Genomic DNA, 24,298 nt, shown 5'->3' on the forward strand with positions numbered 1-24,298 from the left:
TATAATTTATTTCGCTAAATCTTAGCAATATTTAAATCACGTTTTAACATCTTCAACGCATCATTACATGCTTTATCACCGTAACGTTCAACATAGCGATCGATGTATGATTGTCTTGCTTCAAATAACTCCGTTAATTCCGTCGTACCAGAAATACCGTACAAACTCGAAATCAGTTGAATCGTATGATAAATTACATTGCTATCTTGTGCATTCAATAAATATTGTACCGCTTCATCTATTAATGCATACGCCTCATCAGATGATAATCTTCTAATGATTTCAAACATACGACCATTAATCACGTCATCATCTAACAATTGATTATCTTCAGTCTGAAACACTTGATCTAATGCCGTTTTTAAAGTCATTTTGTCACTTCCTATATCTTGATAAATGTATTATATCATGCAAAAGTGACATCATGTATTTGACACAATACAATTTCACTGCTAGAATGATATCAATTCTAATAAAGAAAAGGAGTAAGTGTTATGACATACGCAAACTTACAATTAAATAATTGGTGGCAGCTGTCTTAATACTTACTCTATGTCCGTTATAGATGTAAGTATCTATGACGGCTTCTATCGGTTTAGAGGCCTTTAACTATAGGTCTCTTTTTATTTTCTATTGAATGGAGACCTATTGTATATAGGTCTCTTTTTTATTGGAAATAAATTAAAGGAGTGATTTACAATGAGTCAAAAGCAATCATGGAATTCAAAGTTAGGGTTTATTCTTGCAAGTGCAGGGTCAGCAATAGGTCTTGGTGCCATGTGGAAATTCCCTTATGTAATGGCAGATAACGGTGGCGCTGCATTCTTATTTGTCTTTATTTTATTTACCGTATTAATCGGTCTACCCTTATTATTAAGTGAATTTGTGATGGGGACTGCAAGTCAAACACACAGTACACGTGCATTTGGTGTTTTAACAGGTAATAAGAAATACAATATTATCGGTCATTTTGGTAATGTAGGTGTATTTTTATTAATGAGTTTTTATAGTGTCATTGGTGGATTCATCTTAATTTACATCATGCGTACGATCAAAGTAATGATTACTGGAGCGACAACGAAAGACTATGCACAATTATTTGGTACGATTATTTCTAATCCAACAAACACAATATTAGGTGCATTATGCTTTATTGCACTTACAGCATTTATCGTTATCAAAGGCATTGAAGGCGGTATTGAAAAAGCATCAAAAATAATGATGCCACTCTTATTTATATTCTTTATGATTATCATTGTTAGATCATTAACATTACCAAATGCAATAGAAGGTGTTCGATATTTCTTACAACCGGACTTTTCAAAATTGAATCAAGAAAGTATATTATTTGCATTAGGCCAATCATTCTTCTCATTATCAGTTGGGTTTGGGGGCATGTTAACGTATGCAAGTTATATTAGTAAGAAAACAGATTTAGTTGCATCATCAGGCACAATCGCTGGTTTAAATATTTTAGTAACATTGTTAGCCGGTCTTGCAATATTCCCAGCAACAGCATCATTAGGCATCGCAAACGAACAAGGCCCTGGATTATTATTTATCGTATTACCATACGTATTTGATCACTTACCTTTAGGCAATTTATTTTACTTGATATTTTTATTATTGTTTTTCTTTGCAACCATTACATCTTCAATCAACTTAGTTGAGATAAATGTTTCTAACTTCACAAAACAAAAGAACGAGAAACGTAAAATGGCTGTCCTACTCGTATCTATCGCTTTATTTATCGTAAGTATTCCATCAGCATTATCATTTGGACCAATGGCATCGATGAAATTCTTAAAAGGAACATTCTTTGATAACATGGACTTCTTAGTATCAAATATCATGTTACCAATCGGTGCATTATGCTTCGCGATATTCTCTGGCTATGTATTAGATAAACACGTACAATACGAACAATTCGTGAAACAACCCTACCAAGAAAAACTATTTAAATTGTGGATCTTCTTGTTAAAATACTTCATTCCAATCGTCATTGTGATTGTATTTATCAATTCTTTAATTAAATAATGATTGATGATCTACATTAATTCCATACAACAATACGTCTAGGACATCATAGCCTAGGCGTCTTTGATTTTATGAGTTTTCTTTCATCTGTCTTCTTGTATAAAGAATAAACAATGTACCTGCTATCACATTTAATATAGTCATTGTAATTCCCGAAGCAGTGACATATTCTTCACTCTTTGGATCATCAGAAACAAATAATTTGGCAATAAGCTCCGGTAATATAGTATAAAGCATCACACCAATAAAAAACCAATACTTAACGAGTACACAAATGAGAATAAATAGTGCTGCTATTCCTATGCCTAAATAAAAGCTGACATGGTTATTTAAAGATACTAATTCATGTTGATTAATGTTTCTAAGGAGAAATTCTCCTATCAAACAAAAAACCAACAAACTTATTGCTACAATTCCAGTCAATATATATGTTTTTCTTTTATCCCCATACTTCACAATAATCTTTTTCATGGCCCATAGTTCTAATGGTGCAATAAAGAACATCAATATCCCGTAATATATAATGGACTCAACAGATAAATCTGCTGTTCCAGCAATCATATTTGGAACTGTAAAGAAACATATACATGATACGACCATTAAAAATCCAAACCATATCATACTCGTATCAAAAGGCATTTCTTTAGATAAAGAGTCTATATAGCTTTTTACTGAACCACCGGTAATACTGTCGATACTTTCCCCACGCGATTCTGCTTCATATAAGTGATCTCTCAATTCTTCTTCAATCGCTTCTATATCTTTGTCTTTCTTACCTTTCGACATTAACTCCATTCTAAGTTGCAACAAAAAGTGTTCTGATTCATTACTCAACATCTTGCACACCTCGCATTAAATTATTCATTCCTAAATTCAAATCTTTCCATTTCTTTTTGAACTCCATTAAGTCATTCATTCCTAATTCAGTAATCGTATAATACTTTCTTTTTGGACCACCGTTATCAGACTTAACCATTCTAGTAGCAACATAACCTTTCTTATCTAATCTCAATAAAACAGGATAAATACTTCCATCGCTGATTTCTGGGAATTCATTCTCTTTCAATTTCTCTAGGATTTCATATCCATATGTTTCACCTTGTGATATTAAACCTAGAATCGCGCCATCCAATAACCCTTTCATCATTTGATCATGAACTGACATGCGACTCCTCCTCGTACTTCAGATAGCTATCTTACAATATAAGATAGTATAGTTTTCACATCTTGTCAACTATCTTATATTATAAGTTAGTTGATTTACTTCCTAGTTTAATCCAGTAAATAATAAATAAAAAATATTAGGTGGTTATAACTTTAATTTATGAGGTGAGGCTTTATTTTATGGGACAAACCAAGAGCTCGGCCATTTCTATACGCTTTATGATGCACTAAGATATAGCAGTTTAGGGCATATCGTTGGTGGTGCTATTATGAGTACATTATTTTCTGTTGCATTACTCGCGTCCGGACAAAATTCAACCATTACTGGTACACTTGCCGGACAAATTGAAGAACTGTTAATCTTCACACAAGTATTTTTAAGCATCTCATTACCACTGAGTGTTATTCCATTAATCATTGCGACTAATAATAAAGAGATCATGGGTGCGCAGTTTATCAATCCTAAATGGATGAGTGTTGTTGCATGGATACTCACGATAATATTATGTTTATTAAATGTATTTTTGATCTATCGAACATTGATAAATATATAGAAAAAGAGAAGATAATGGCTATGCTCGCCATTATCTTCTCTTTTTTATATAGTCTTCCCCCATCGTATCTTAAATTTACACGATTTTTTCATTTTAAACATATATTTTAGATATATGTTTAAAATTCGTAATAACTTTTTGACCAATATTTGAACAACCTTTTTTTCCTCTAGAAAAAATATTCATGAGGCGTAACATGTTTCTTGCATAGATAATCATTATCATTTAGGAGGGAACATGATGAATCATCAATCATCTTATAAAAAACTGATGCGCATATTAGTGAGTACACTTATTGTTGTATTCTCTATCTTATTAGTAGGAGGATTCCTTGTTTTTAAAAATGAAGCTCCTAGACCTGCTAAAATCGTGGATTCTAAAGGAAATACTTTAGTCTCTAAATCCGAATTAATTAGTGGTCAAGCTATCTTCGAGAAATACGGACTTACTGATTACGGTTCATACTTAGGAAATGGTTCTTATTTAGGACCTGATTATACTGCTGAAACACTTCATCATTATTTAATAGGCATGCATGATTATTATAGTAAAAAGCTATATCATAAGCCGTTTAAATCATTGAATGAACTTCAACAAGAAGGTATTAAAGGTAAAGTAAAACATGAAATTAGAATCAATCGCTATTCAAAAGAAAATGAAACATTAACTTTAACTGATGCACAAGTTGCTGGTTTAAAATATATACAATCTTACTATCAAAAAGAATTTATTAATAATCCAGATCAAGCTGGTTTACCCGAAAACATGATTGATCAATTTAAAACAAATGGTTATATGGTTAAAGGTGATAAAATTAAACATTTAAGTAACTTCTATTTCTGGGGTGCGTGGTTATCTTCTACCAACCGACCTGATAGAGATTTCTCTTATACAAACAACTGGCCATACGATCAAGATGCTGGTAATACGATGCCTAGTGAAGCAATTATTTGGTCAGCGGTTTCAGTTGCATTACTTGTAGGTGGATTAGGGATTATTATTTACTTCCAACGTAAATATGAATTTGATATGGAGCCAACATACTCAGATGAAAGTTCATTACCAACTATAGACCCCGATGTTGCAATAACACCGAGTCAACGTAAAACAGCGAAGTATTTTGTTATCGTCATGCTATTATTCTTAGTACAAATATTACTCGGAGAATTAATGGCACATTACTATGTTGAGAATGAATTCTTTGGTATACCTTTACAAAAAATATTCCCATTCACAATGGCTAAAACGTGGCACTTACAACTTGTTATCTTCTGGGTTGCTACAACTTGGTTAGCTGCTGGTATTTATATTGTACCTCGTGTCCTTGGTCGCGAACCAAAGCATCAAGGTAAGCTTGTAGATTTATTATTTGTTGCACTTATTATTGTCGCTGTTGGAAGTATGTTAGGAGAATGGGGCAGTACACTTGGTATCGTCAATGATGGATGGTGGTTATTTGGCCACTTCGGATACGAATATATTGAAATCGGTAAGTTTTGGCAAATACTATTCATTATAGGAATGCTACTTTGGGTATTTATTTTATGTCGTGGTCTTATCCCAGCACTAAAAAGTAAAGTGAATGCTAAAACAGATAAACAACAATTAATCGGTTTATTATTTGTAGGTTCAATCGCAATCCCTGCTTTTTACTTAGCGTCATTATTTATTATGCCTGACTCTCATGTTACTTTTGCAGATTATTGGCGTTGGTGGATTGTTCACTTATGGGTTGAAGGTATCTTTGAATCATTCGCAGTTATATTAATAGGATTCCTTATGGTAGATATGAAATTAACAACTTCTCATTCTACAGTACGCGCATTGTACTTCCAATTAATCTTACTACTTGGTACAGGTGTTGTAGGTATTGGACATCACTATTACTGGCAAGGTGATCATTCAATTTGGCTAGCATTAGGTGCATGTTTCTCTGCACTTGAAGTTGTTCCATTATGCTTACTTGTTTGGGAAGCATATTCACATTACCGTTTATACAAACATAGTAATATCGAATTTCCTTATAAAGGTACATTTATCTTCTTAGCATCAACAGGATTATGGAATGCCATTGGTGCAGGTGCTTTAGGATTCTTAATCAATGCACCAGCAATCAACTATTTTGAACACGGTACACAATGGACAGCTGCACATGCACATGGATCAATGGCCGGTGTTTATGGTATGTTCTCAATTGCTATATTACTTTATGTCATTAGAAACATTTCTGAGAAATCATATTGGACAGCTAAAGTAGAAAAATGGGTTAAAATAGCTGCATGGTGTTTAAATATCGGTCTTGCTGGTATGGTATTTGCCACATTAATTCCTGCAGGATATCTTCAATTAGAAGATGCATTAAAAAATGGCTACTGGCATGCTCGACTAATAGACTTCTACCATCAACCTATTGTGTCAGCAATCATGTGGGGTAGAATGCCATGGGATATCATCTTCACTGTAGGTGTTGTCATCTTATTATTCATCGTTGTAGGTGCATTTAGAAACTTAAAAAAAGCTCAAATTAAATAACACAAAAATGAGGGAAGTGATGATCACTTCCCTTATTTTTGTGCTGAATATTTAGTGGCAATTTCCATATCATTCATTGCATCTTTATATAAATCTTCAAAGTATTTTCTAATCTCCAAGTCCAGTTCTTGTCCTTTAATGCCTTTATGATCCGCCTTTACAATCTTTGTTATTTCTTGAATTAATCTTTTACGCATTTCAAAATCATATACTAATTGATTTAATTTTTTATTGAACACATCCTCACCTAGTTGATGATGCATACTTTTATAAGCTTCTGTATCTTTAAAATTTGATTTAAAGGCATTTACCGCTTCTTTTAATTGTTCATCTGAGACATTATAACCTTTTTGTTTTGTTAAATCTGTTACAGTATCCAGTTCAATTCGATTTTGAAATTGTAAATTATCCGATGATTGATCTTTGATTTTCTGTTCATAAAATGATTTATCATAATCTTTATCATCTTTATGTTTCATTTGTTCTTTTTGAATCTGAGCTTTTTGCATACTTGCTAAAAAATCAATGTCTTCTTGTTTGTATGCTTTATCATTTACTTGTAAAACAGCACCTTTAGACAATCTTACTGTTTTGATTTCATCTTTTTTATCTTTTGATGCAACATTTGTATCACTTGTATCGTGTTGCTCTGATTTTTTCTCATGGTTACCAAATAATAAAAAAGCAATTAATATCGTAATCCCGAAGCACAATAACCCTATAATGATACTCTCAATATTTTTTTTCATTATTCAACATCTATATCAATCGTCTTATCGATTGCTTTATCCTTAAATGAAATTGTCCATTTACCTGCCATTGGTAAATTAACTTTACTGTGATATTCTCCGTCTTTATCATGTTTTAATTGTGCTTCAATTGTACCATGATCCATACCCTTCATTTTAAAAACTGCTTTACCTTTATAATCTTGATACGCGTTATTATTCTCTTTAATTTGAACAGTAAAAGGTGCGTCTTGCATTGCTTTTGGTTTTTCTGTCACCTTGACAGAATAGTCTTTACTACAAGCTGTTAAAAACAACAACATTGAAAGTAATACGAGTACTTTTTTCATTGGTTTACCCCCTAATATATTGATGTTCAAATGTTGCGATATCCATTTTTGAAATATGACCATCTTCTAACATTAAAACATGTGTACAAATTTCTTTTACTTCCTCAAAATGATGTGAACTTAGTAATACCGTCTTGTCTTCCATTTGTTTAATCAATGACAAAATTTCATTTCTACCAATTGGATCTAAACCAGAGGTCGGTTCGTCTAATATAATAATATCCGTATCAAATAATAAAATCATCGCTAATCCTAAACGCTGCAACATCCCTTTAGAAAACTGATGAATGGGTGTATCTTTATCTTCAAATAGTGATACTTGTTTTAATATAGACTCTATTTTTTCAATAGGTTGTTGCGTTGGATTTAGACGGTTAAAGAATACTAAATTTTCAATCGGTGTTAAAGATTGATATAGTTTGAACTTTTCAGGTAAATAACTAACAAAGGTTTTCCATGATTCTTGTTGGTTGGACTGTTCATTAAATGATACCGTACCTTTTTTTGTTTTTTCCATGTTGAGCATTAACTTAATCAAAGTTGATTTCCCTGCACCATTTCGTCCGATAAGTGCACACTTTTCACCTTGCCCCACGGTAAAATTAATATCTTCTAATACTTTCTTTGATCCATATGAATAACTTAATTGTGTTACTTTAATCATTGATATCACCTCTATTTGGAATTAACCAAGTTAATAAGAATAGTACAATTGGCCAAATAACAATCGTTAATCCCATATATAATGTAGGCCTAAATTTGATGACACTCGTTAATAAGGCACTTAAATTATTCATTGAAAATAAACCTAATTGTTCTTCTAAAAATAAACGAATGGTATGTAGTGGATCGATAAAATATAAAAATCCAAATATTGATGCATTATCATAGTTTACTCTTGGAATATTAAACATATAGACTAAATCTAATAAAATTACTAGAATAAACCAAGCAATGATTGAAAAAGTCATTAATTCCAATTTAGTTTTTGAAAACTTACCAATTAATATACCCAGTTGATTGCAAATAAGAATCAATGTAGACATACTCACAACAAATATTAAAATTGCTTTAAAATCTACTACTAATAATAATTTAGATAAACTAAATAAGATAAACAGTAAAATCAAATAACTAATAATTAAAACAATATGTATTGCCAAAGTTTTCTTTAATAAAAATGACAACTTAGATTCTTTTTTTGTTAATAGTATTTGCATAGATCTTGACTCTTTTTCATTAAATAAGCTCAATCCACTAAATAAGATGGCTAAAATAGGTAAAACTAGCATGTTCATATCAAATAGATTAAGTAGAAATGTTTCAAAACCTAATTCAACAGGATAGCTTTTAGCGACACTGAGTATAAAAATAGATGTCAAAAATAAGATACCCATCATAATCCAAATACCTTTTGAACGATATGATTCTAAAAATTCTTTTATAATATAGTGCATCTACTTAACCTTCTTTCTACTACGTATTACAAAAATGATTATCCCCATAAGTGCGAATATAATACCGCCCATTAAGATTGTATTACCTTTTTGGCGTTGAATCAGTGGAAAATCATCTTCAATGACTGAAATATTTGGGTTTAATAATCGGTTACCACGTTCAAAAATACTAATCGCTGGTGAGTTAATAAATAAATATGCCAGTTCATTTTCTTTTAACAATGTACCTAGTGTTGAGCTTTGTTTATATGGTGTATCTCCCACACCATTTTGATTTAAATCAAATACAGGTTCTTGCCAATAGTTACCTATTTTATTTTTATTAAAATGCAAATTATTACTTTTACCTACCAATACTACAGGTACTTTGTTTTCATTGTATTTATTTTTCGTAAAGGTTAATTCAGATGCAGAATCCCATATTTCCATCCCTACTTTATTATTAAAAAATTCATTGTCGTGAACATTAATTAATGTTGATTGTTCTATATAAAGCCCTCGTTGATTCAAATGGAATTCGTTGTTTTTTATTTCAATATCTCTAGAACCTTGTACGATTAAACCAAATGCCTGTGACCCTTGGTTGAAAGAGAATTTATTATTTTTCAATACAATATTGTCTGAATGCATGACTGCAGCACCACCAATATTTGCAATAAATTCATTACCTTTAAAAGTATTAAAGTTTGAATACATGTAATGTAATCCATATCTTGTTTTAAATATTTTATTGTTATAAATTTTATTATCATTAGAGTACTCAAAGAATATGCCATCACGGGAATATTTAATTTGATTTCCTTTAATAAGGTTGCCATTAGTTTTCTTTATATAGATACCATAACCTTTAGAACCTGTGTTTCCATCCAAATAACCTGTTATATCATTGTTAATAACTTTTGTATCATCACCAATATTTAAATACATACCATGGTAGCATGTATGCAACTTTAAATTTATAAATTGGTTGTGGCTTTCCATATTACGTACACAGGATGCTTCCATTGCACTACTACGTGATCGTCCACTATTTTTAATTGTCATATTTTTCAATATGACATGTTTTGATTTAACTTTTACTACTGTTCCTTTATGTTCCCCATCAATGACAGTGTTTTTTTGGCCACTTAATGTGATTGGCTTATCTATAATAATACGTTCGTGGTATGTTTTATTATCTAGTTCAATTACATCACCAGATTTAGCATGATTGATTTTATCTTGTAATTCACTCGCTAATACTGGTGATGAAATAAAGCTAAGGATAAATAATGTACTAAGGACCTTCTTTATCATTTTGACTCCTTAAAACTCAATACATATGCAATAATCATTAAAATAAATACGCCAAATAATAAATAACCACCGATAGAGAAACTAGAATATGTTGTAAAATTAGCTAAAGTATTTTTACCAACAATTGGAGGAACAAATGGATCAACTTTAATAGGTGCGTTTGGTGCAAGTTCAGTACCATATTTATGTAACCAACGATACATATCCCATAAACCTAATACACCACTAAAAATAAATATAATGATTAAACCTAAAAGTACGCTTTTTTTTCTAATAAATGCGGCAATTAATAATAAAATTGTAAATCCAACAACGAGAATTGGAAAATATTTCAGTTCTGGGAATGAAGCATTACTAAATTCACTCATACCGATGTAATGATTCAAACCATTAATAATATCAATTTCACCTTTCAAAGTATTGGGATGAACAATGATATTTAAACCTTCTGGATATTGTGGTGCATAGAATTTCATTTTCCACCATGGCATAAATAATGTACTAAACATTGTAATTGCAGCAATTACCAAAGTAACTCTGCTGTATAAATTTAATTTACCACGCATAATAATCGCTCCTTCTTCTTAATCTGTCGCGATAAATACAAATAAAGGTGAGACTTATGTCCCACCTTATTCATGTTTATGGCTTAACAAGTAAATAGCCACTCATTTCTTGATGTAACGCAGAACAGAAGTTTGTACAGTAAATTGGGAATGTCCCTTCTTTATCTGCTACAAATTCCAATGTATTTGTTTGTCCTGGTTGGACTTCAAAGTTCAAGTCATAATCATTGATACCAAATCCATGAGTTATATCTTCATCTAAATCGATATTTGTAATATGGAAGAAAACTTTATCTCCCTTATTAACTGTTACCTCATCTGGACGTTTAGCCTTAGCATCAAATACATATTTTGAACGCATTGCAATACCATATACATGGACTTCATTACCTTTACGTTCAATATGTGCATCTTTTTTACTCCATATTGAGAATGGGCGTTTTTCATCTTTTTCATAGACATTGATTGGTTTTATCTTATCTGCTTTTACAATTTGTGCATAGTGTGGTTCAGGATCCACTGGTGCAGTCATAACGTGTTTCATTTTGTTTCCTGAAATATCAATTAAGTCCATTGATTCTGGATGAGATGGTCCAACAGATAAGAAATTATCTTTAGCAAGTTTGTTCAATGCTACAATCCATTTTCCATCTGGTTTTACTGTATCACCTTCTGCTGCAGATGCATGTCCAGGTGAATAGTAAGTTGGTGTTCTATCAATGACTTTTCCAGTTTTGTAATTCCATTTTACAATTTCACTTGAGATAAACATTGTGTTATAAGCATTACCTTTATCGTCAAATTGTGTATGTAATGGTCCTAAAGCACCTGGAGGATCTACTTCACGTTCCATAACACTTTCATATTTTAATACTGGTATACCAAATTCCTCTTTGATAACATCATTTTTTTCCATAGCGTGGAATGCTTTTTCAAAAGAGAATACAGTCATAATTGGTGCTAATTTACCAGCTGCCACAAAATATTTACCATCTGGTGTAACATCAACACCGTGTGGAGATTTTGCTACTGGAATAGCATAAATTGAACCTTTAACATCACGTGGGTCAATCATTCTCGCACCATTCACTACTGTACCTTTACCTTCTTTAGCAGCTTGCGCCAGCTTTTTCCAGTTAATCATTACAACATAGTCTCTATCTTTTTGTGAAGCATTAATTTCTAAGTTTGTAGTTGCAAATTCTGTGTTGTATGTCGTCATTACAATCCAATCAGAACTTGATTTTTTACCAGCATCTGATAAATCATAACTCCAAGGTGGTAATACCATTTGATAATCTAAAGAAAATTTCTTTTTCTTTTGATCAAATTTTGCCATTGATACAACACCTTTATATTCTTCTTTATATTTATCTAAAGATGCGTATTTATCTCCAATTGGTCTTGCGAATCTAGTTGGTAACGCAATGTACTCTGTATTTTCTGTTACAAACACCCCTGCGTGAGGTCCGCCCATATTCGGTAATTTCATGATGTCAGCTGTATGGAATGTTTTTAAATCCACAGCTGCTACACGGTTGTTACCTACATCATTGGCAAATAAGAACTTACCATCGTAGTCACCTTTTGTTTCAGAGTTAGCAGGATGATGGAAATCTCCCCATGTATATCCACCAAGCATTTTTTTAGTATCTTTATCGAAACCGTAACCCGTTGCAGGATCCGGTGTGAATACAGGTACTGTTCTGATTTTTCTCATCGAAGGTAGTCCATAAACAAATAACTGCCCAGAATGTCCACCCGATGCAAACATGTAATAATCGTCTTTCTTTCCATAAGGAACGTATACTTTTTCTGCATTACTTTTATTTGCACTTGACGATTCTTCATTATTGCCTTTGTTGCCCGGCGTTAAATCTGCAAATAAGAGAATTGAAACAAGTAGGCCGAAAAGTATACCGACAATGCTGTATATCCACTTTTTCAAAATAATTACCTCCCTATTTTTCTGATGCCTCTTTTAATGCTTTAAGCACTTCTTGACGCTCTTTGTCTGATAAAGGATTGTCTTTAATAACACCTTTCATAACTGCCGATGACGGTGATTTTAAAAATTCCTCAATTGGTTTACCATGCTTACCTTCAACTGTTTTAAACGCTATAGATAAATCTGGTCCTGTAGTACCTCCTTTCAAGTCTAATTTTGAAATACTGTGGCACGAAATACAGTTTTTCTTTTCAAAGATTTTAGCTGATCCTGCTGCAGCAGATGTTGTTTCTTTCTCTTTAGTTGTTTTCGTTGCAGTAGTTTCTTCAGTTTTCGCGACTTCTTTTTTTACAGGTTCATATGTTCTTGTGCCTAATATGACAATTGAACCTAGTGCAAAAGTTAATAAAAACCCTAAAATCAAGTAACTCCAATTACTTTTCATGCTATCCCTCCTAAAAGATACATTTTGAATTCATGTTTAATTCGCATTAAGTGTACCAAATTGATTCTTACAAAAATGTGACTTTAATCACGCTTTTTTATCAAAAATAACTGTAATTTTAATTACAGTTTTATAAACTGAATATTTTCAGTATATTTATTCGTAATAATGAATATATCTTGTATTGTTTCACATTACAAATCGATGTGTTGTTAACAATACAATTTATAGATTCACAATCTAAATGTTAAATACATTAAATCAATGTATTTAATCCGAGTAATTTGATATGAGAAAAAATTATTTAAAAAGGTGTATAAAAATAAGAATAAATAGCGTTAATGTGAAAGTAAAATAAAAAAAGAGTGAAATACTCTTTTAAATTAAGAGTATTTCACCCATTTATACACTCACACTTGCACCAGCTGCTCTTGTTTTTTGAATGTCTGTGTGTATCGTCATGACAACACTAATGATATGTACAATATTCGCATTTGGATCGATAATGTCGATTTCAAATTTATCGCTAAAGCTGATTAATTTCTTCGCAATTCTTGCAACGACACGATTTGATGCATCTCTAATTTCGTAGTTATAATGCATGAAGTCGCCTTTAACAATCCAATCTTCTCCATCGATAAGATATGTTGGTCTAAAGGCCCATGCTTTCTTACGAATGGTTAAAGTATTTTTATCTCCTACAAACACATTGATTGTTGTTGTCCATGCGGCCCCTCTTTCTTTAATAAAAGCAAGCTCACGTCCATCTTGAATTAAATGTAACTTTCTTCTTCCTAATAAATCTAACTCGCCTTCTAAATGATACACAGGTTCTTCATATTCATTGAAAATATCAAAGTTGCCTTTAAACGAAAATACTTTTTCTCTAGCATACAATTTCACATGAAACACCCCGTTTTTTATTTATTATTTGCATTCATCTTCGTTGAAAATATGAATTTAGTTTATCGCATTTGATGGTGAATCATTTGATAAATATTGCCAAGTTCTTTTACTTTTGATAACTTTTCATCACTATTAACAAATTGCCCAAAATGTTTTGGGCTATGTAGTTAGGGAATTGTATTTACATAGAGATAAAGAGGAGGAATATATATGAAATTTAAAGTACTGAGTTTATTATTATCTTCTGCCCTAGCCTTAGCTGCTTGTAATAATGGTGATGACACTAATAGTAAGAAAGCTAATGAAGATACAAAGACTACTTCAACAACAAAAGATAGTACGTCTAAAAATGTGTCTTCTTCAGATGAACAAGTGATTGACTTAAAGGATATCAAAACGACACCTGAACAAGCGATTCAAACTGCTAAAAAAGAAGTTTCAGGTGCATTAGAAAGTATTAGTTTTGAAAAAGACAACAATCAATGGATTTATGATGTGAATATTATAGACAAACAGAAAAAATCACATGAAATCAAGATTAATGCGAACAACAACAAAGTTATTCATAAAGAAACAGATAATAAAATTGAACAAAATGAACAGACATTTGACTATGGACAATTTACTTCTATAGATAAAGTCTTTGCTGTCGCTAAAAAATCATTCGACGGTAAATTAAAAGAGTGGTCATTAAGTCATGATGATGGCACATATAAGTATAGTTTAGAGCTGCAGAAGAAAGATGGCACAACAAAAGAATTTGAATTTGATGCAAAAAACTTAAAATTACTTTCTACTGAAAAATAAATTCGATAGTTCGTTGTATAAATTTAAGTTACATTAATAGTTAGAAGGGCTTAGACATTTTTATTATCATAGTAACCAAATCTCATATTTTTATACCTTAATCAAACCAAAACTTTGTGATTTAAATCACAAAGTTTATTTTTTATAATTTTTTTTTAGTTCTGTGATGCTCCTTCAAATTTGTAAGCGTATGCAAAGTACGATGATTACGTTGGTAATTTTTCATCACAATAGCAGTACATCTCTATTTTAATAATCATCTGATTTTTTTAAACTTTAATGAAATTCAAAAAGTCATATTTATATGCATTTGCATACGCTTCCACAAATTCACTTCTTTTTTACCATTATTCCCCTTATCATTTCTGTCACATTTATAAATCACCTGTCGCTAAACTATTTACCCACTTAAAATTCTGTATTATATTACTTGTGAAATGATTCACAAACAAAAATAAGTTTTCATATAGGAGGACATTACAATGGTAGCAGTATTAGAAAAAAAAGAACAAGAAGTGTTAGCACAAGAAATTACAGTAAAACAAATGATCGATACTTTAGCTGAAAACGGACAAGTGGCATTAAGTGTACTTGCAACAAAAACTCAAGAAGAAATTGATCATATTGTTCATGAAATGAGTATGGCAGCTGTTGAACATCACATGAGTCTAGCAAAACATGCTTATGAAGAAACTGGTCGTGGTGTTTATGAAGATAAAGCCATTAAAAACTTATATGCATCTGAATACATTTGGAACTCAATTAAAGACAATAAAACAGTTGGTGTGATTGGTGAAGATCTTCAAAAAGGTTTAACTTACGTAGCTGAACCTGTTGGTGTCATTTGTGGTGTAACACCTACTACTAACCCGACTTCAACTACAATCTTTAAAGCGATGATTGCCATCAAAACAGGTAACCCAATCATATTCGCTTTCCATCCGAGTGCGCAAGCATCTTCAAAAGCAGCAGCACAAGTCGTATTAAACGCAGCTGTTAAAGCTGGTGCACCAATTCATGCGATTCAATGGATTGAAACACCATCTGTAGAAGCAACACAACAACTGATGAATCACGAGAAAATCGCATTAGTATTAGCTACTGGAGGCGCTGGCATGGTTAAATCTGCATACTCTACTGGTAAACCTGCTCTTGGTGTAGGTCCTGGTAACGTACCATCTTATATCGAAAAATCAGCTCATATTAAACGTGCTGTAAATGACGTCATTGCTTCTAAATCATTTGATAATGGTATGATTTGTGCTTCTGAGCAAGCAGTGATTGTTGATAGTGACATTTATGAAGAAGTGAAAGCAGAATTTGCTGCACATCAATGCTACTTTGTAACAAAAAAAGAATTACCATTACTTGAAAAAGCTGTAATGAATGAAGGTAGATACGCAGTTCGTCCTGAAATCGTTGGATCTTCTGCAATGAAAATTGCTGAACTTGCTGGTATTAAAGTTCCTGAAGGCACTAAAATTTTAATTGCTGAGTTAGATGGCGTTGGTGAAGCTTATCCTTTATCTCGTGAAAAATTATCACCAGTTCTTGCAATGATGAAAGCGGCAACTACTGAACAAGCATTTAAATTATGTGAAGGCATGCTTAACTTAGGTGGTTTAGGACATACTGCTGTGATTCATACTGAAGATGAACAATTACAAAAAGCATTTGGCTTACGCATGAAAGCATGTCGTATTTTAGTCAACTCACCATCAGCTGCTGGTGGTATTGGAGATATGTACAATGAGTTAATCCCTTCACTTACTTTAGGTTGTGGTTCTCACGGTAAAAACTCTGTATCTCATAACGTATCATCACAAGATTTAATCAACATCAAAACGATTGCGAAACGTCGTAACAATATGCAATGGTTTAAATTACCACCAAAAATTTATTTCGAGCAAAATTCTTTACTATACCTTGCTGAAATGGAAAAAGTAGAACGTGTAATGCTTGTATGTGACCCTGGCATGGTTGAATTCGGCTATGCGAAGCTCGTTCAAGAAGTGTTACAAAGAAGAAATATCCAACCGCAAGTAAAAATCTTTAGTGATGTTGAACCAAACCCATCTACAAATACTGTTTATAAAGGGCTAGAAATCATTATGGACTTTAAACCAGATACAATCATCGCACTTGGTGGTGGTTCAGCAATGGACGCTGCTAAAGCAATGTGGATGTTCTTTGAACACCCTGAAACATCATTCTTTGGCGCAAAACAAAAATTCTTAGACATTCGTAAACGTGCATATAAAATTGGCAAACCTGAAAATGCGAAATTTATCTGTATCCCAACTACTTCAGGAACTGGTTCAGAAGTTACACCATTTGCAGTCATTACAGACAGTGAAACACACGTAAAATATCCATTAGCAGATTATGCATTAACACCTGATGTTGCAATCATTGATCCACAATTTGTAATGAGTGTTCCTAAAAGTGTAACTGCAGATACTGGTATGGACGTATTAACTCACGCTATTGAATCTTACGTATCTGTTATGGCTTCAGACTATACAAGAGGCTTAAGCTTACAAGCAATTAAATTAACATTTGAATATTTAAAACAATCTGTTGAAAAAGGCGATAAATTATCAAGAGAAAAAATGCATAACGCTTCTACAATGGCAGGTATGGCATTCGCGAATGCGTTCTTAGGTATTACACACTCAATCGCACATAAAATTGGTGGCGAATATGGTATCCCACATGGTCGTACAAATGCCATTTTATTACCACACGTCATTCGATACAATGCGAAAGATCCACAAAAACATGCATTGTTCCCTAAATATGAATTCTTTAGAGCACACACTGATTATGCAGACATTGCTAGATTCTTAGGTTTAAAAGGTGAAACAACAGAAGAACTTGTAGAAGCACTAGCTACAGCTGTATATGAATTAGGTAAATCTATCGGTATTGATATGAACTTAAAAGCACAAGGTGTAACAGAAGAAGTACTTGCTTCAACAATCGATAAAATGGCAGAACTTGCATATGAAGATCAATGTACAACAGCAAACCCTAAAGAACCATTAATTAGCGAATTAAAAGGCATTATTCAAACAGCATTTGATTATCAACAATAAACATCGTAAAATTTAACAAAATTTAGTATAATGTATTTAAAGATACCATAAAGGAGCATCCTTATGAACACATTTACTAAATTATCGCTAGTTACTTTAGTATCACTCACGGCAATCGTACCAACCCATGATGTACAAGCTAAAAAGGTGAATAAGACATGTGAAATCACTGTAAGTCACAAAGCTGTTTCAAGAATTAATTCGATTCCAATTGCCAACAAACAATACTTTATGTCTAAAAACCATAATCCAGGTGCAAACAAAAAAATGATCAGCATGTATAAGAAAATGAAAGCTGATGCAAAAAAACAAGGAATTGTATTAGATGTTGTAGGACAACCAGGTGCTTATGGCTTTAGATCCTATGCAACGCAACAATATTTATATAACAACTACGTTTATTCATATGGGCGAGCATATGCCAATCGTATTTCAGCAAAACCAGGTACAAGTGAGCATCAATTAGGTCTTGCAATGGATATAAAAGATGGCACAAATTATGGCACATTAACTACAGCTTTCGAATACACACGTGCATCAAAGTATTTACAACAAAATGCACATAAGTTTGGATTCATTATTCGTTACTTAAAAGGCAAAGAAAAAATCACTGGTTTTATGTACGAACCATGGCATATCCGTTATGTTGGTCCATCACATGCAACGCGTATTAAGAAAAATAATGTAACATTAGAAGAATACTTTGGCATACAAGGTAAAAAACGATTAAAAGCAGGTAAACATAAAGTACAAGGTGTTATCTGTAATTATTAACAAATAAAAAAATGGTTATCAGTCAAAAAGGCTGATAACCACTTTTTTATTTGTATTTACTGTATATATAAATCTATTGATCTTCTTGTATATTTAATATAAATTTTAATATTCTATTCCAAAACTTTCATCATAATTTAAACGACTTTACCATCTATTAATTGATTGGTGATCCACCTGTAACTCCATATACTTGCCCTGTAATATAACTTGCATTATCACTAGCTAGTAATACATATACATCAGCTAACTCAACAGGTTGACCCGCACGTTGTAACGGTTCTTTCTTTCCAAAGTCAGGAATTTTATCTTGATGTTGACCACCACAAATTTGTAACGGTGTCCAAATTGGACCTGGCGCAACACTATTTACGCGAATACCTTTTGGTCCTAATTGTGCTGCTAACGATTTTGTCATTGAGATATTACAACTCTTCGTCATTGCGTAATCCACAAGTTGTAAGCTCGGCTTAACGCCTTGAATTGAACTTGTAATGATAATGCTCGCACCTGGTTTTAAATATTTCATCGCTGCTTGTATTGAGAATACATTTGAAAATACATTTACTTCAAACGTATCACGTAATTGTTGTTCATTTAAATTTTCGATGTCATATTCGTACTGTTGCATACCTGCATTCAATACCAATATATCCAATCCACCTAATGCTTCATGGGCTTTTTCGACCACATCTATTGCAAATTGTTTATCACGAAGATCTCCAGGTATCAATTCGCATTTTTGACCTGCTGCCTCTATAACTGCTTTTACTTCTTCTGCATCTGATTGTTCATCAGGATGATAATTGATTGCGACATCTGCCCCCTCTTTACCGTAAGCAACGGCTGCAGCTCGACCGATACCTGAATCCCCTCCAGTAATCAGCGCTTTTTTACCTTTTAATTTATCAGCACCTTTATATGATGTCTCACCACAGTCTGGTACAGGTGTCATCTTACTTTGAATGCCTGGATATTCTTGAGGCTGTTTATCGAAACTTTCATTAAAGTATTTATTAATAGGGTTATTCATCATCATTCCTCCTAAATAAATTATTAATTTACTTTACCCTTTCAAACAAAAATCATTCATTAATATTTCCCGCGCAATAAAAAAGCCATTCGGCTTTTCCGAATGACTTTAATCTCTTGCTAGTGCTTAACTTCTATATTATTTTCATGTTAAAATTTCGTATTGTTATATTAGAAGATAGTGATTTTACCACTCAACATATAGTATACACCAACCATTGTAAGTACACTTAACACAGCGAAAATGATTTTATCCACTTTCGTCACTGTTCTGCCATGTGTCTTTTGAACACGACAATATACAAATATGCCTGGGAAAAATAATACCATCATTAATAATAAATACTCCATACCCGCTGCAATGATTAACCATATACTATATATCGAAGAAATTGCACCAATAACAATTTGACTGCTTGATAACTTCTTATGGATACTATACTTTAGCTGATAGAAAGAGCTAAATGCATACGGTAATAACACGGCTGATGAGGCCAAGCTGAATGCAAATCGATAAGCTTTATCTGTAAACAGTAATGAGATGAAAAATGCTTGAATGATAATGAATGTGACCAACATTGCATTCACAGGTGCATTGTTTTTATTGTCTCTACCAAACCATTCTGGAAAGATATCATCTTTTGCAGCTAAGTTAGGTACTTCAGCTGATAATAAAGACCAACCTAACCAAGCACCCATTACCGAAATCATTAACCCGATATTAATAAAATGTGCGCCCCATTTACCAACAATATGCTCCATCACCGCTGCCATTGACGGGTTGCTTAACTCACCAATTTTACTTTGTAAAATCACACCTTGAGCGAGCAATGTAATCATAATATAAATAATCAACACACTCACTAAACCAATAATAGTCGCTTTACCAACATCGCTTCTTTTCTTCGCACGACTAGAAAAAACTGTTGCACCTTCTACACCGAGAAATGCCCAAACTGTAACTACCATTGTGCTTTTCACTTGTGTCATTGTATCAAAGAAATTGAATGTATTCTTATGTGGACCTGTCATACCATAAAATCCAGCTTTAAACGTATCGAAGTTAAATACCACAATCATCGTTACAATAAAAGCGAAAATAGGCACCAGCTTTGCAATGGTAACAATAATATTAACAATCGCTGCATTTTTTACACCTTTTGAAATTAAGATGAATACACTCCATAAAAGAAGCGAGGCCCCAATAATACTTGGGATATTATTCCCACCTTCAAACATCGGAAAAAATGTACCTAGTGCCGTCATTAATAACGTACCATATGCAACGTTACCAAGTAATGTACTAAACCAATAACCCCAAGCGGCGTTAAAGCCCATATAGTCACCAAAACCAGCTTTAGCATAATTATAAATACCACCGTCAAGATCAGGTCTCACACGTGTTAAATTTTGAAGACTTAAACCGAGTGCGATCATACCGATACCTGTAATAATCCAACCAATAATGATGGATAAACCACCAGACTTTGCACCCATATCTGTGATTAAGTTAAATGCTCCCCCACCAATCATCGAACCAATCACCATTGCGACAAGCGCAAATAAACCTAATTTCTTTTCATTATTATTCAAAACGTCCACTCCACAAAAATTATTTCATCACACAACTATACCCCATTTAGACGTACCTTATATATTATAGTCAAATTTTTATGATTAACAACAAAATTTTAAAGCGTTTACAAAAATAAAATAAATCAAGCTATTCCCCATGATAACTTGATTTAATCGTATTATATAACGCTTAATGCTTACATTGCATTGTTAACAACACAGTCTCTATTTATCAAACTTAAATAACAAACTTGAATTTAATAAATAAGCAACATTATAACGTACACTTAACTTTTGAATGAATTGAATCAATACACTTGCTGCTGCTTCATCATTCATAAAATTTTCTTTCAATGCTAAGTACTGCTGTTTTTCATCAACTTCACATATTTTCTTAAAGTATCCCCACAAATGATCAAATGTATTCAATATCGAACCTTTAGTTGGTTTAATAACCAGTGCATCATCTATTAAGGTCTGTATGTCATTAATATCTACTTCTTGTTTCAACACTTCTCGAATGGCGAGATAATGCTTTTGGCTGTGCCACATGACTTCATACTTATACTTAGCCCATAATAATTCCGCCTGTTTATTCCCCTTCATATTTCACCAAATCTTCTAAAGCCAACTGAATTGTTGGGTACTCAAAATTAAAATACGCGTCCATTAATCTTTGTGGTAAAACACCTTGAGTCTTTAGCACCATATCCGATTGTTCTCCTAATATCAATTTAAGTGCTGATGATGGTGCAGGTAAATAATGAGGCTTATTAAGTACATTGCCAATATGTTTGCCTAATTCATCTTGCGATAAGACTTCTGGACTCGTTAAATTGACCGCACCATCGATATCATGATGTATTATATATAAGATGGCTTGAATCAAATCATCAATATGAATCCAACTCATCAATTGCTTCCCATCACCTAATTTTCCACCAATATAGTATTGATAAGGTTTCACCATCATAGGCAATGCACCTCCTTCATTAGAGAAGACAACACCAAATCGACCTAATACAACACGTGTACCAATCGATTCAAATTTTTTCGCTGTAGCTTCCCACTTAAAAACCACTTCACTTAAGAAATCATGTGGATAAAACGTATCCTGTTCACTATAAACAATAGACTTTGAAGGTGGATAATAACCAACAGCACTGGCATTGAATAACACTTTCGGTGCTGATTTATCTTTAAATAAATCAAACAAAAGATTAGTTGTTTTAATACGACTTTCCATAATGCTTCTTTTATGTGACGCTGTCCAACGATGTTGTAAGGAAGCGCCTGCAAGATTAATAACAACATCAATATTCGGAATCAACTTTTCAAACTCTTCATTAGTCCAATTAATATAATATATATTCGCTTCATTAGTACAATCACTTCTTGTCAGTACATAAACTTTGTTATCTTTTTTCAAAGCATCAACAAGTTTCTTACCAACTAATCCCGTACCACCAGTAACTAAATAATTCATCATTAATCACCCTCTCTAATCTTCACACCACATCTCGGTGCAATCTTATCATTTTGCCATTTTTCATTAAGTAGCAACTTATAACAATCATAAGCCGCTTCTCCATATATTTTTTCGTCGCCATAAACATAATAAGGAGGTAACGGTTTATCATTAAACAAATGTTGATGTGTTTCTATCAATTGCTTTAATGATTGAATATCTTCCTTAAATGAAACAGAACGCTTACCACCTCGACGGATATGCTCTTCATTCATGATGCTCAACATATCAAAACAATCAATGACATAAGGGTATCCATCATTGAAAACATGTTTTACGATAGGATGACTCAAATACCTTGTATTCCCAACAATAATATTTAATTCTGCTAGACAAACCCTTATGATTTGATACAATTCTAACACTTGCTTTGATAACCGACGATTATCTAGATACTTCGCACTCTCAATATGACTTTTGCTCACTTGAAAAATTTGCATACATAACCTCTACAAATATAAAAATCGACCTTATATTTATACTACACGTTTTATAAATAATGAAACATTGTAACGATATAATGCTAGGATGTAAAATTACAAAATCAGTTTTAATATTTTATAAGTCTTCGCGTATGTTTTCAAACAGTTAAATCATTCTATTCTTTGCTCTTCCTTTTTCTCTTTATAACGTCTATATAATCTGTATAACAAGTACAAAATCAGTACAATCAATAATCCGATTAAATAATTCCAATAAACAAACATAAATCGATACCACCATGGGTCTTGCATTTTTTCATGTTGTTTAGCAATTTCGGGTGTATATGGCACACGATGTCCAGTTACAATCAATCGATGAGAATTAATCATATATGGTGTACACGTTAATAAAGTTACCTTATCCTTACCGTTTTCTATCTTTAGCTTTTCAAAATCTGTTGGTTTGATTACTTCTTTATGATCTACTTTATACGCAAGTATCCCTTTAATATTGTGTATAAATATCATATCTCCTTTTTTCATCTCATCTAAATCTCGAAGCATTTTCTTATCCGGTAATCCACGGTGTCCAGAAATGACTGCATGTGTAGAAGGTCCTCCAACTGGTAAAGACGTATGTTCTAAATGACCTAATCCAATTTGTAATACTCGATTTGTAGTACCCGCATACAAAGGTAAATCTTGATGAATTTTTGGAATTTCAACATGTCCAATCTTTTCGTTTACTTCTAACATTTTTGCATACAGCTGTCGCCCTTCTGATTTCTCTTGTGATGTAAATGTATCTTTTAATGGTTCATTATTTGTTAATGTTGCATTGTATGCCATTGCTTGTCGAATGCGTTTGTCGATTTGTTTTTCGGATAATGTTTTAGAACCTTTTGTGAAATCTTCTACTTCATTTGATGATTGATAATCATAATAAACTGCCGTAAAAAATGGATATAGCAATATTAATAATCCAAGTAAAAAAATGAGAAAAAATATTAAGTTTGAAAAACGATGCTTTTTTTTATGTTTATCTGACATCTTATCACCTTTCAAATATAAAAAAACAG

Annotated in this window: 23 protein-coding genes and 1 pseudogene; 6 read left to right on the top strand and 18 right to left on the bottom strand. The window is 32.5% G+C overall.

Annotated features, from left to right (window positions below; genetic code table 11):
• Positions 1 to 14 precede the first annotated feature (14 nt).
• Positions 15 to 371: a hypothetical protein gene (locus tag ER639_RS04090; RefSeq protein WP_129064497.1), complete on the bottom strand. Its 357-nt coding sequence runs from the start codon at positions 369 to 371 to the stop codon at positions 15 to 17.
• Positions 372 to 699: 328 nt separating this feature from the next.
• Here ER639_RS04090 and ER639_RS04095 point away from each other — a divergent pair, with 328 nt between their 5' ends.
• A complete protein-coding gene (locus tag ER639_RS04095; protein WP_129064498.1) occupies positions 700 to 2,037 on the top strand; it encodes a sodium-dependent transporter in 1,338 nt (445 codons plus the stop codon).
• Positions 2,038 to 2,106: 69 nt separating this feature from the next.
• Here ER639_RS04095 and ER639_RS04100 read toward each other — a convergent pair whose 3' ends face one another.
• Both ER639_RS04100 and ER639_RS04105 read right to left on the bottom strand, forming a co-directional pair.
• A complete protein-coding gene (locus ER639_RS04100; RefSeq protein ID WP_129064499.1) occupies positions 2,107 to 2,874 on the bottom strand; it encodes a hypothetical protein in 768 nt (255 codons plus the stop codon).
• Positions 2,864 to 3,202, bottom strand: a complete 339-nt coding sequence (locus ER639_RS04105; protein ID WP_129064500.1) for a PadR family transcriptional regulator — start codon at positions 3,200 to 3,202, stop codon at positions 2,864 to 2,866. Before ER639_RS04105 ends, ER639_RS04100 begins: the two co-directional genes overlap by 11 nt.
• A 163-nt stretch (positions 3,203 to 3,365) precedes the next feature.
• Here ER639_RS04105 and ER639_RS04110 point away from each other — a divergent pair.
• A pseudogene (locus ER639_RS04110) lies at positions 3,366 to 3,755 on the top strand (Nramp family divalent metal transporter); the annotation flags it as partial.
• 240 nt (positions 3,756 to 3,995) lie between these two features.
• Positions 3,996 to 6,287, top strand: coding sequence for a nitric-oxide reductase large subunit (locus tag ER639_RS04115; protein ID WP_205757687.1), 2,292 nt, complete (start codon positions 3,996 to 3,998; stop codon positions 6,285 to 6,287).
• Positions 6,288 to 6,319: 32 nt separating this feature from the next.
• Here the strand turns inward: ER639_RS04115 and ER639_RS04120 are convergent, their stop codons facing one another.
• The 9 genes from ER639_RS04120 to ER639_RS04160 all read right to left on the bottom strand — a co-directional run bounded on the left by ER639_RS04120 (position 6,320) and on the right by ER639_RS04160 (position 13,980).
• Positions 6,320 to 7,036 carry a hypothetical protein gene (locus tag ER639_RS04120; protein ID WP_129064503.1) on the bottom strand — a complete coding sequence of 239 codons (717 nt, stop codon included), beginning with the start codon at positions 7,034 to 7,036 and terminating at the stop codon, positions 6,320 to 6,322.
• Positions 7,036 to 7,365, bottom strand: coding sequence for a FixH family protein (locus tag ER639_RS04125; protein WP_164993356.1), 330 nt, complete (start codon positions 7,363 to 7,365; stop codon positions 7,036 to 7,038). Before ER639_RS04125 ends, ER639_RS04120 begins: the two co-directional genes overlap by 1 nt.
• A 4-nt stretch (positions 7,366 to 7,369) precedes the next feature.
• The gene (locus tag ER639_RS04130) at positions 7,370 to 8,029 is read right to left on the bottom strand and encodes an ABC transporter ATP-binding protein (RefSeq protein WP_129064505.1); all 660 of its coding nucleotides are present in this window, start codon (positions 8,027 to 8,029) and stop codon (positions 7,370 to 7,372) included.
• Entirely contained in the window at positions 8,022 to 8,822 is an 801-nt protein-coding gene (locus ER639_RS04135) for an ABC transporter permease (RefSeq protein ID WP_129064506.1), read from the bottom strand. The genes ER639_RS04130 and ER639_RS04135 overlap by 8 nt, the downstream gene beginning before the upstream one ends.
• Positions 8,823 to 10,118: a nitrous oxide reductase family maturation protein NosD gene (gene nosD / locus ER639_RS04140; RefSeq protein ID WP_129064507.1), complete on the bottom strand. Its 1,296-nt coding sequence runs from the start codon at positions 10,116 to 10,118 to the stop codon at positions 8,823 to 8,825.
• Positions 10,115 to 10,684: a hypothetical protein gene (locus ER639_RS04145; protein WP_368665659.1), complete on the bottom strand. Its 570-nt coding sequence runs from the start codon at positions 10,682 to 10,684 to the stop codon at positions 10,115 to 10,117. Before ER639_RS04145 ends, nosD begins: the two co-directional genes overlap by 4 nt.
• A 76-nt stretch (positions 10,685 to 10,760) precedes the next feature.
• Positions 10,761 to 12,635: a Sec-dependent nitrous-oxide reductase gene (nosZ, locus tag ER639_RS04150; RefSeq protein ID WP_129064509.1), complete on the bottom strand. Its 1,875-nt coding sequence runs from the start codon at positions 12,633 to 12,635 to the stop codon at positions 10,761 to 10,763.
• 10 nt (positions 12,636 to 12,645) lie between these two features.
• Entirely contained in the window at positions 12,646 to 13,077 is a 432-nt protein-coding gene (locus ER639_RS12385) for a cytochrome c family protein (RefSeq protein WP_205757688.1), read from the bottom strand.
• 402 nt (positions 13,078 to 13,479) lie between these two features.
• Positions 13,480 to 13,980, bottom strand: a complete 501-nt coding sequence (locus ER639_RS04160) for an LURP-one-related/scramblase family protein (RefSeq protein ID WP_164993357.1) — start codon at positions 13,978 to 13,980, stop codon at positions 13,480 to 13,482.
• 213 nt (positions 13,981 to 14,193) lie between these two features.
• On the opposite strand from ER639_RS04160, the gene ER639_RS04165 reads away from it, so the two are divergent.
• The 3 genes from ER639_RS04165 to ER639_RS04175 all read left to right on the top strand — a co-directional run bounded on the left by ER639_RS04165 (position 14,194) and on the right by ER639_RS04175 (position 18,662).
• Positions 14,194 to 14,790 carry a PepSY domain-containing protein gene (locus ER639_RS04165; protein ID WP_129064511.1) on the top strand — a complete coding sequence of 199 codons (597 nt, stop codon included), beginning with the start codon at positions 14,194 to 14,196 and terminating at the stop codon, positions 14,788 to 14,790.
• 482 nt (positions 14,791 to 15,272) lie between these two features.
• The gene (gene adhE / locus ER639_RS04170) at positions 15,273 to 17,888 is read left to right on the top strand and encodes a bifunctional acetaldehyde-CoA/alcohol dehydrogenase (protein ID WP_129064512.1); all 2,616 of its coding nucleotides are present in this window, start codon (positions 15,273 to 15,275) and stop codon (positions 17,886 to 17,888) included.
• A gap of 63 nt (positions 17,889 to 17,951) precedes the next feature.
• Complete coding sequence (locus ER639_RS04175; protein WP_129064513.1) at positions 17,952 to 18,662, top strand: M15 family metallopeptidase; 711 nt, start codon at positions 17,952 to 17,954, stop codon at positions 18,660 to 18,662.
• A gap of 157 nt (positions 18,663 to 18,819) precedes the next feature.
• Here ER639_RS04175 and ER639_RS04180 read toward each other — a convergent pair whose 3' ends face one another.
• The 6 genes from ER639_RS04180 to ER639_RS04205 form a co-directional block, all read right to left on the bottom strand.
• The gene (locus tag ER639_RS04180) at positions 18,820 to 19,701 is read right to left on the bottom strand and encodes an SDR family oxidoreductase (protein ID WP_129064514.1); all 882 of its coding nucleotides are present in this window, start codon (positions 19,699 to 19,701) and stop codon (positions 18,820 to 18,822) included.
• Between the two features lie 164 nt (positions 19,702 to 19,865).
• A complete protein-coding gene (gene arcD, locus ER639_RS04185) occupies positions 19,866 to 21,287 on the bottom strand; it encodes an arginine-ornithine antiporter (protein ID WP_129064515.1) in 1,422 nt (473 codons plus the stop codon).
• A 207-nt stretch (positions 21,288 to 21,494) separates the two neighbouring features.
• Positions 21,495 to 21,875, bottom strand: a complete 381-nt coding sequence (locus ER639_RS04190; protein ID WP_129064516.1) for a YbgA family protein — start codon at positions 21,873 to 21,875, stop codon at positions 21,495 to 21,497.
• Positions 21,862 to 22,758 (bottom strand): TIGR01777 family oxidoreductase, encoded by an 897-nt coding sequence (locus tag ER639_RS04195; protein ID WP_129064517.1) that lies wholly within the window; start codon positions 22,756 to 22,758, stop codon positions 21,862 to 21,864. The genes ER639_RS04190 and ER639_RS04195 overlap by 14 nt, the downstream gene beginning before the upstream one ends.
• Complete coding sequence (locus tag ER639_RS04200; protein ID WP_129064518.1) at positions 22,758 to 23,237, bottom strand: pyrimidine dimer DNA glycosylase/endonuclease V; 480 nt, start codon at positions 23,235 to 23,237, stop codon at positions 22,758 to 22,760. Before ER639_RS04200 ends, ER639_RS04195 begins: the two co-directional genes overlap by 1 nt.
• A gap of 153 nt (positions 23,238 to 23,390) precedes the next feature.
• Positions 23,391 to 24,269: a class C sortase gene (locus ER639_RS04205; RefSeq protein WP_129064519.1), complete on the bottom strand. Its 879-nt coding sequence runs from the start codon at positions 24,267 to 24,269 to the stop codon at positions 23,391 to 23,393.
• Between the last annotated feature and the right edge of the window lie 29 nt (positions 24,270 to 24,298).

The organism is Macrococcus sp. DPC7161 (assembly GCF_004117835.1).
Lineage (GTDB): Bacteria > Bacillota > Bacilli > Staphylococcales > Staphylococcaceae > SDSC01.

Excerpts from the sequence above, each read along its gene's own strand:
- ER639_RS04205 (WP_129064519.1), bottom strand. The coding sequence starts at position 24,269 with ATGTCAGATAAACATAAAAAAAAGCATCGTTTTTCAAACTTAATATTT.
- ER639_RS04190 (WP_129064516.1), bottom strand. The coding sequence starts at position 21,875 with ATGAAGGGGAATAAACAGGCGGAATTATTATGGGCTAAGTATAAGTAT.
- ER639_RS04195 (WP_129064517.1), bottom strand. The coding sequence starts at position 22,758 with ATGATGAATTATTTAGTTACTGGTGGTACGGGATTAGTTGGTAAGAAA.
- ER639_RS04120 (WP_129064503.1), bottom strand. The coding sequence starts at position 7,036 with ATGAAAAAAAATATTGAGAGTATCATTATAGGGTTATTGTGCTTCGGG.
- ER639_RS04115 (WP_205757687.1), top strand. The coding sequence starts at position 3,996 with ATGAATCATCAATCATCTTATAAAAAACTGATGCGCATATTAGTGAGT.
- ER639_RS04135 (WP_129064506.1), bottom strand. The coding sequence starts at position 8,822 with ATGCACTATATTATAAAAGAATTTTTAGAATCATATCGTTCAAAAGGT.
- ER639_RS04130 (WP_129064505.1), bottom strand. The coding sequence starts at position 8,029 with ATGATTAAAGTAACACAATTAAGTTATTCATATGGATCAAAGAAAGTA.
- ER639_RS04200 (WP_129064518.1), bottom strand. The coding sequence starts at position 23,237 with ATGCAAATTTTTCAAGTGAGCAAAAGTCATATTGAGAGTGCGAAGTAT.
- ER639_RS04145 (WP_368665659.1), bottom strand. The coding sequence starts at position 10,684 with ATGCGTGGTAAATTAAATTTATACAGCAGAGTTACTTTGGTAATTGCT.
- adhE (WP_129064512.1), top strand. The coding sequence starts at position 15,273 with ATGGTAGCAGTATTAGAAAAAAAAGAACAAGAAGTGTTAGCACAAGAA.
- ER639_RS04090 (WP_129064497.1), bottom strand. The coding sequence starts at position 371 with ATGACTTTAAAAACGGCATTAGATCAAGTGTTTCAGACTGAAGATAAT.
- nosD (WP_129064507.1), bottom strand. The coding sequence starts at position 10,118 with ATGATAAAGAAGGTCCTTAGTACATTATTTATCCTTAGCTTTATTTCA.
- ER639_RS04175 (WP_129064513.1), top strand. The coding sequence starts at position 17,952 with ATGAACACATTTACTAAATTATCGCTAGTTACTTTAGTATCACTCACG.
- ER639_RS04125 (WP_164993356.1), bottom strand. The coding sequence starts at position 7,365 with ATGAAAAAAGTACTCGTATTACTTTCAATGTTGTTGTTTTTAACAGCT.
- ER639_RS12385 (WP_205757688.1), bottom strand. The coding sequence starts at position 13,077 with ATGAAAAGTAATTGGAGTTACTTGATTTTAGGGTTTTTATTAACTTTT.
- ER639_RS04100 (WP_129064499.1), bottom strand. The coding sequence starts at position 2,874 with ATGTTGAGTAATGAATCAGAACACTTTTTGTTGCAACTTAGAATGGAG.
- ER639_RS04105 (WP_129064500.1), bottom strand. The coding sequence starts at position 3,202 with ATGTCAGTTCATGATCAAATGATGAAAGGGTTATTGGATGGCGCGATT.
- ER639_RS04180 (WP_129064514.1), bottom strand. The coding sequence starts at position 19,701 with ATGATGATGAATAACCCTATTAATAAATACTTTAATGAAAGTTTCGAT.
- ER639_RS04095 (WP_129064498.1), top strand. The coding sequence starts at position 700 with ATGAGTCAAAAGCAATCATGGAATTCAAAGTTAGGGTTTATTCTTGCA.
- ER639_RS04165 (WP_129064511.1), top strand. The coding sequence starts at position 14,194 with ATGAAATTTAAAGTACTGAGTTTATTATTATCTTCTGCCCTAGCCTTA.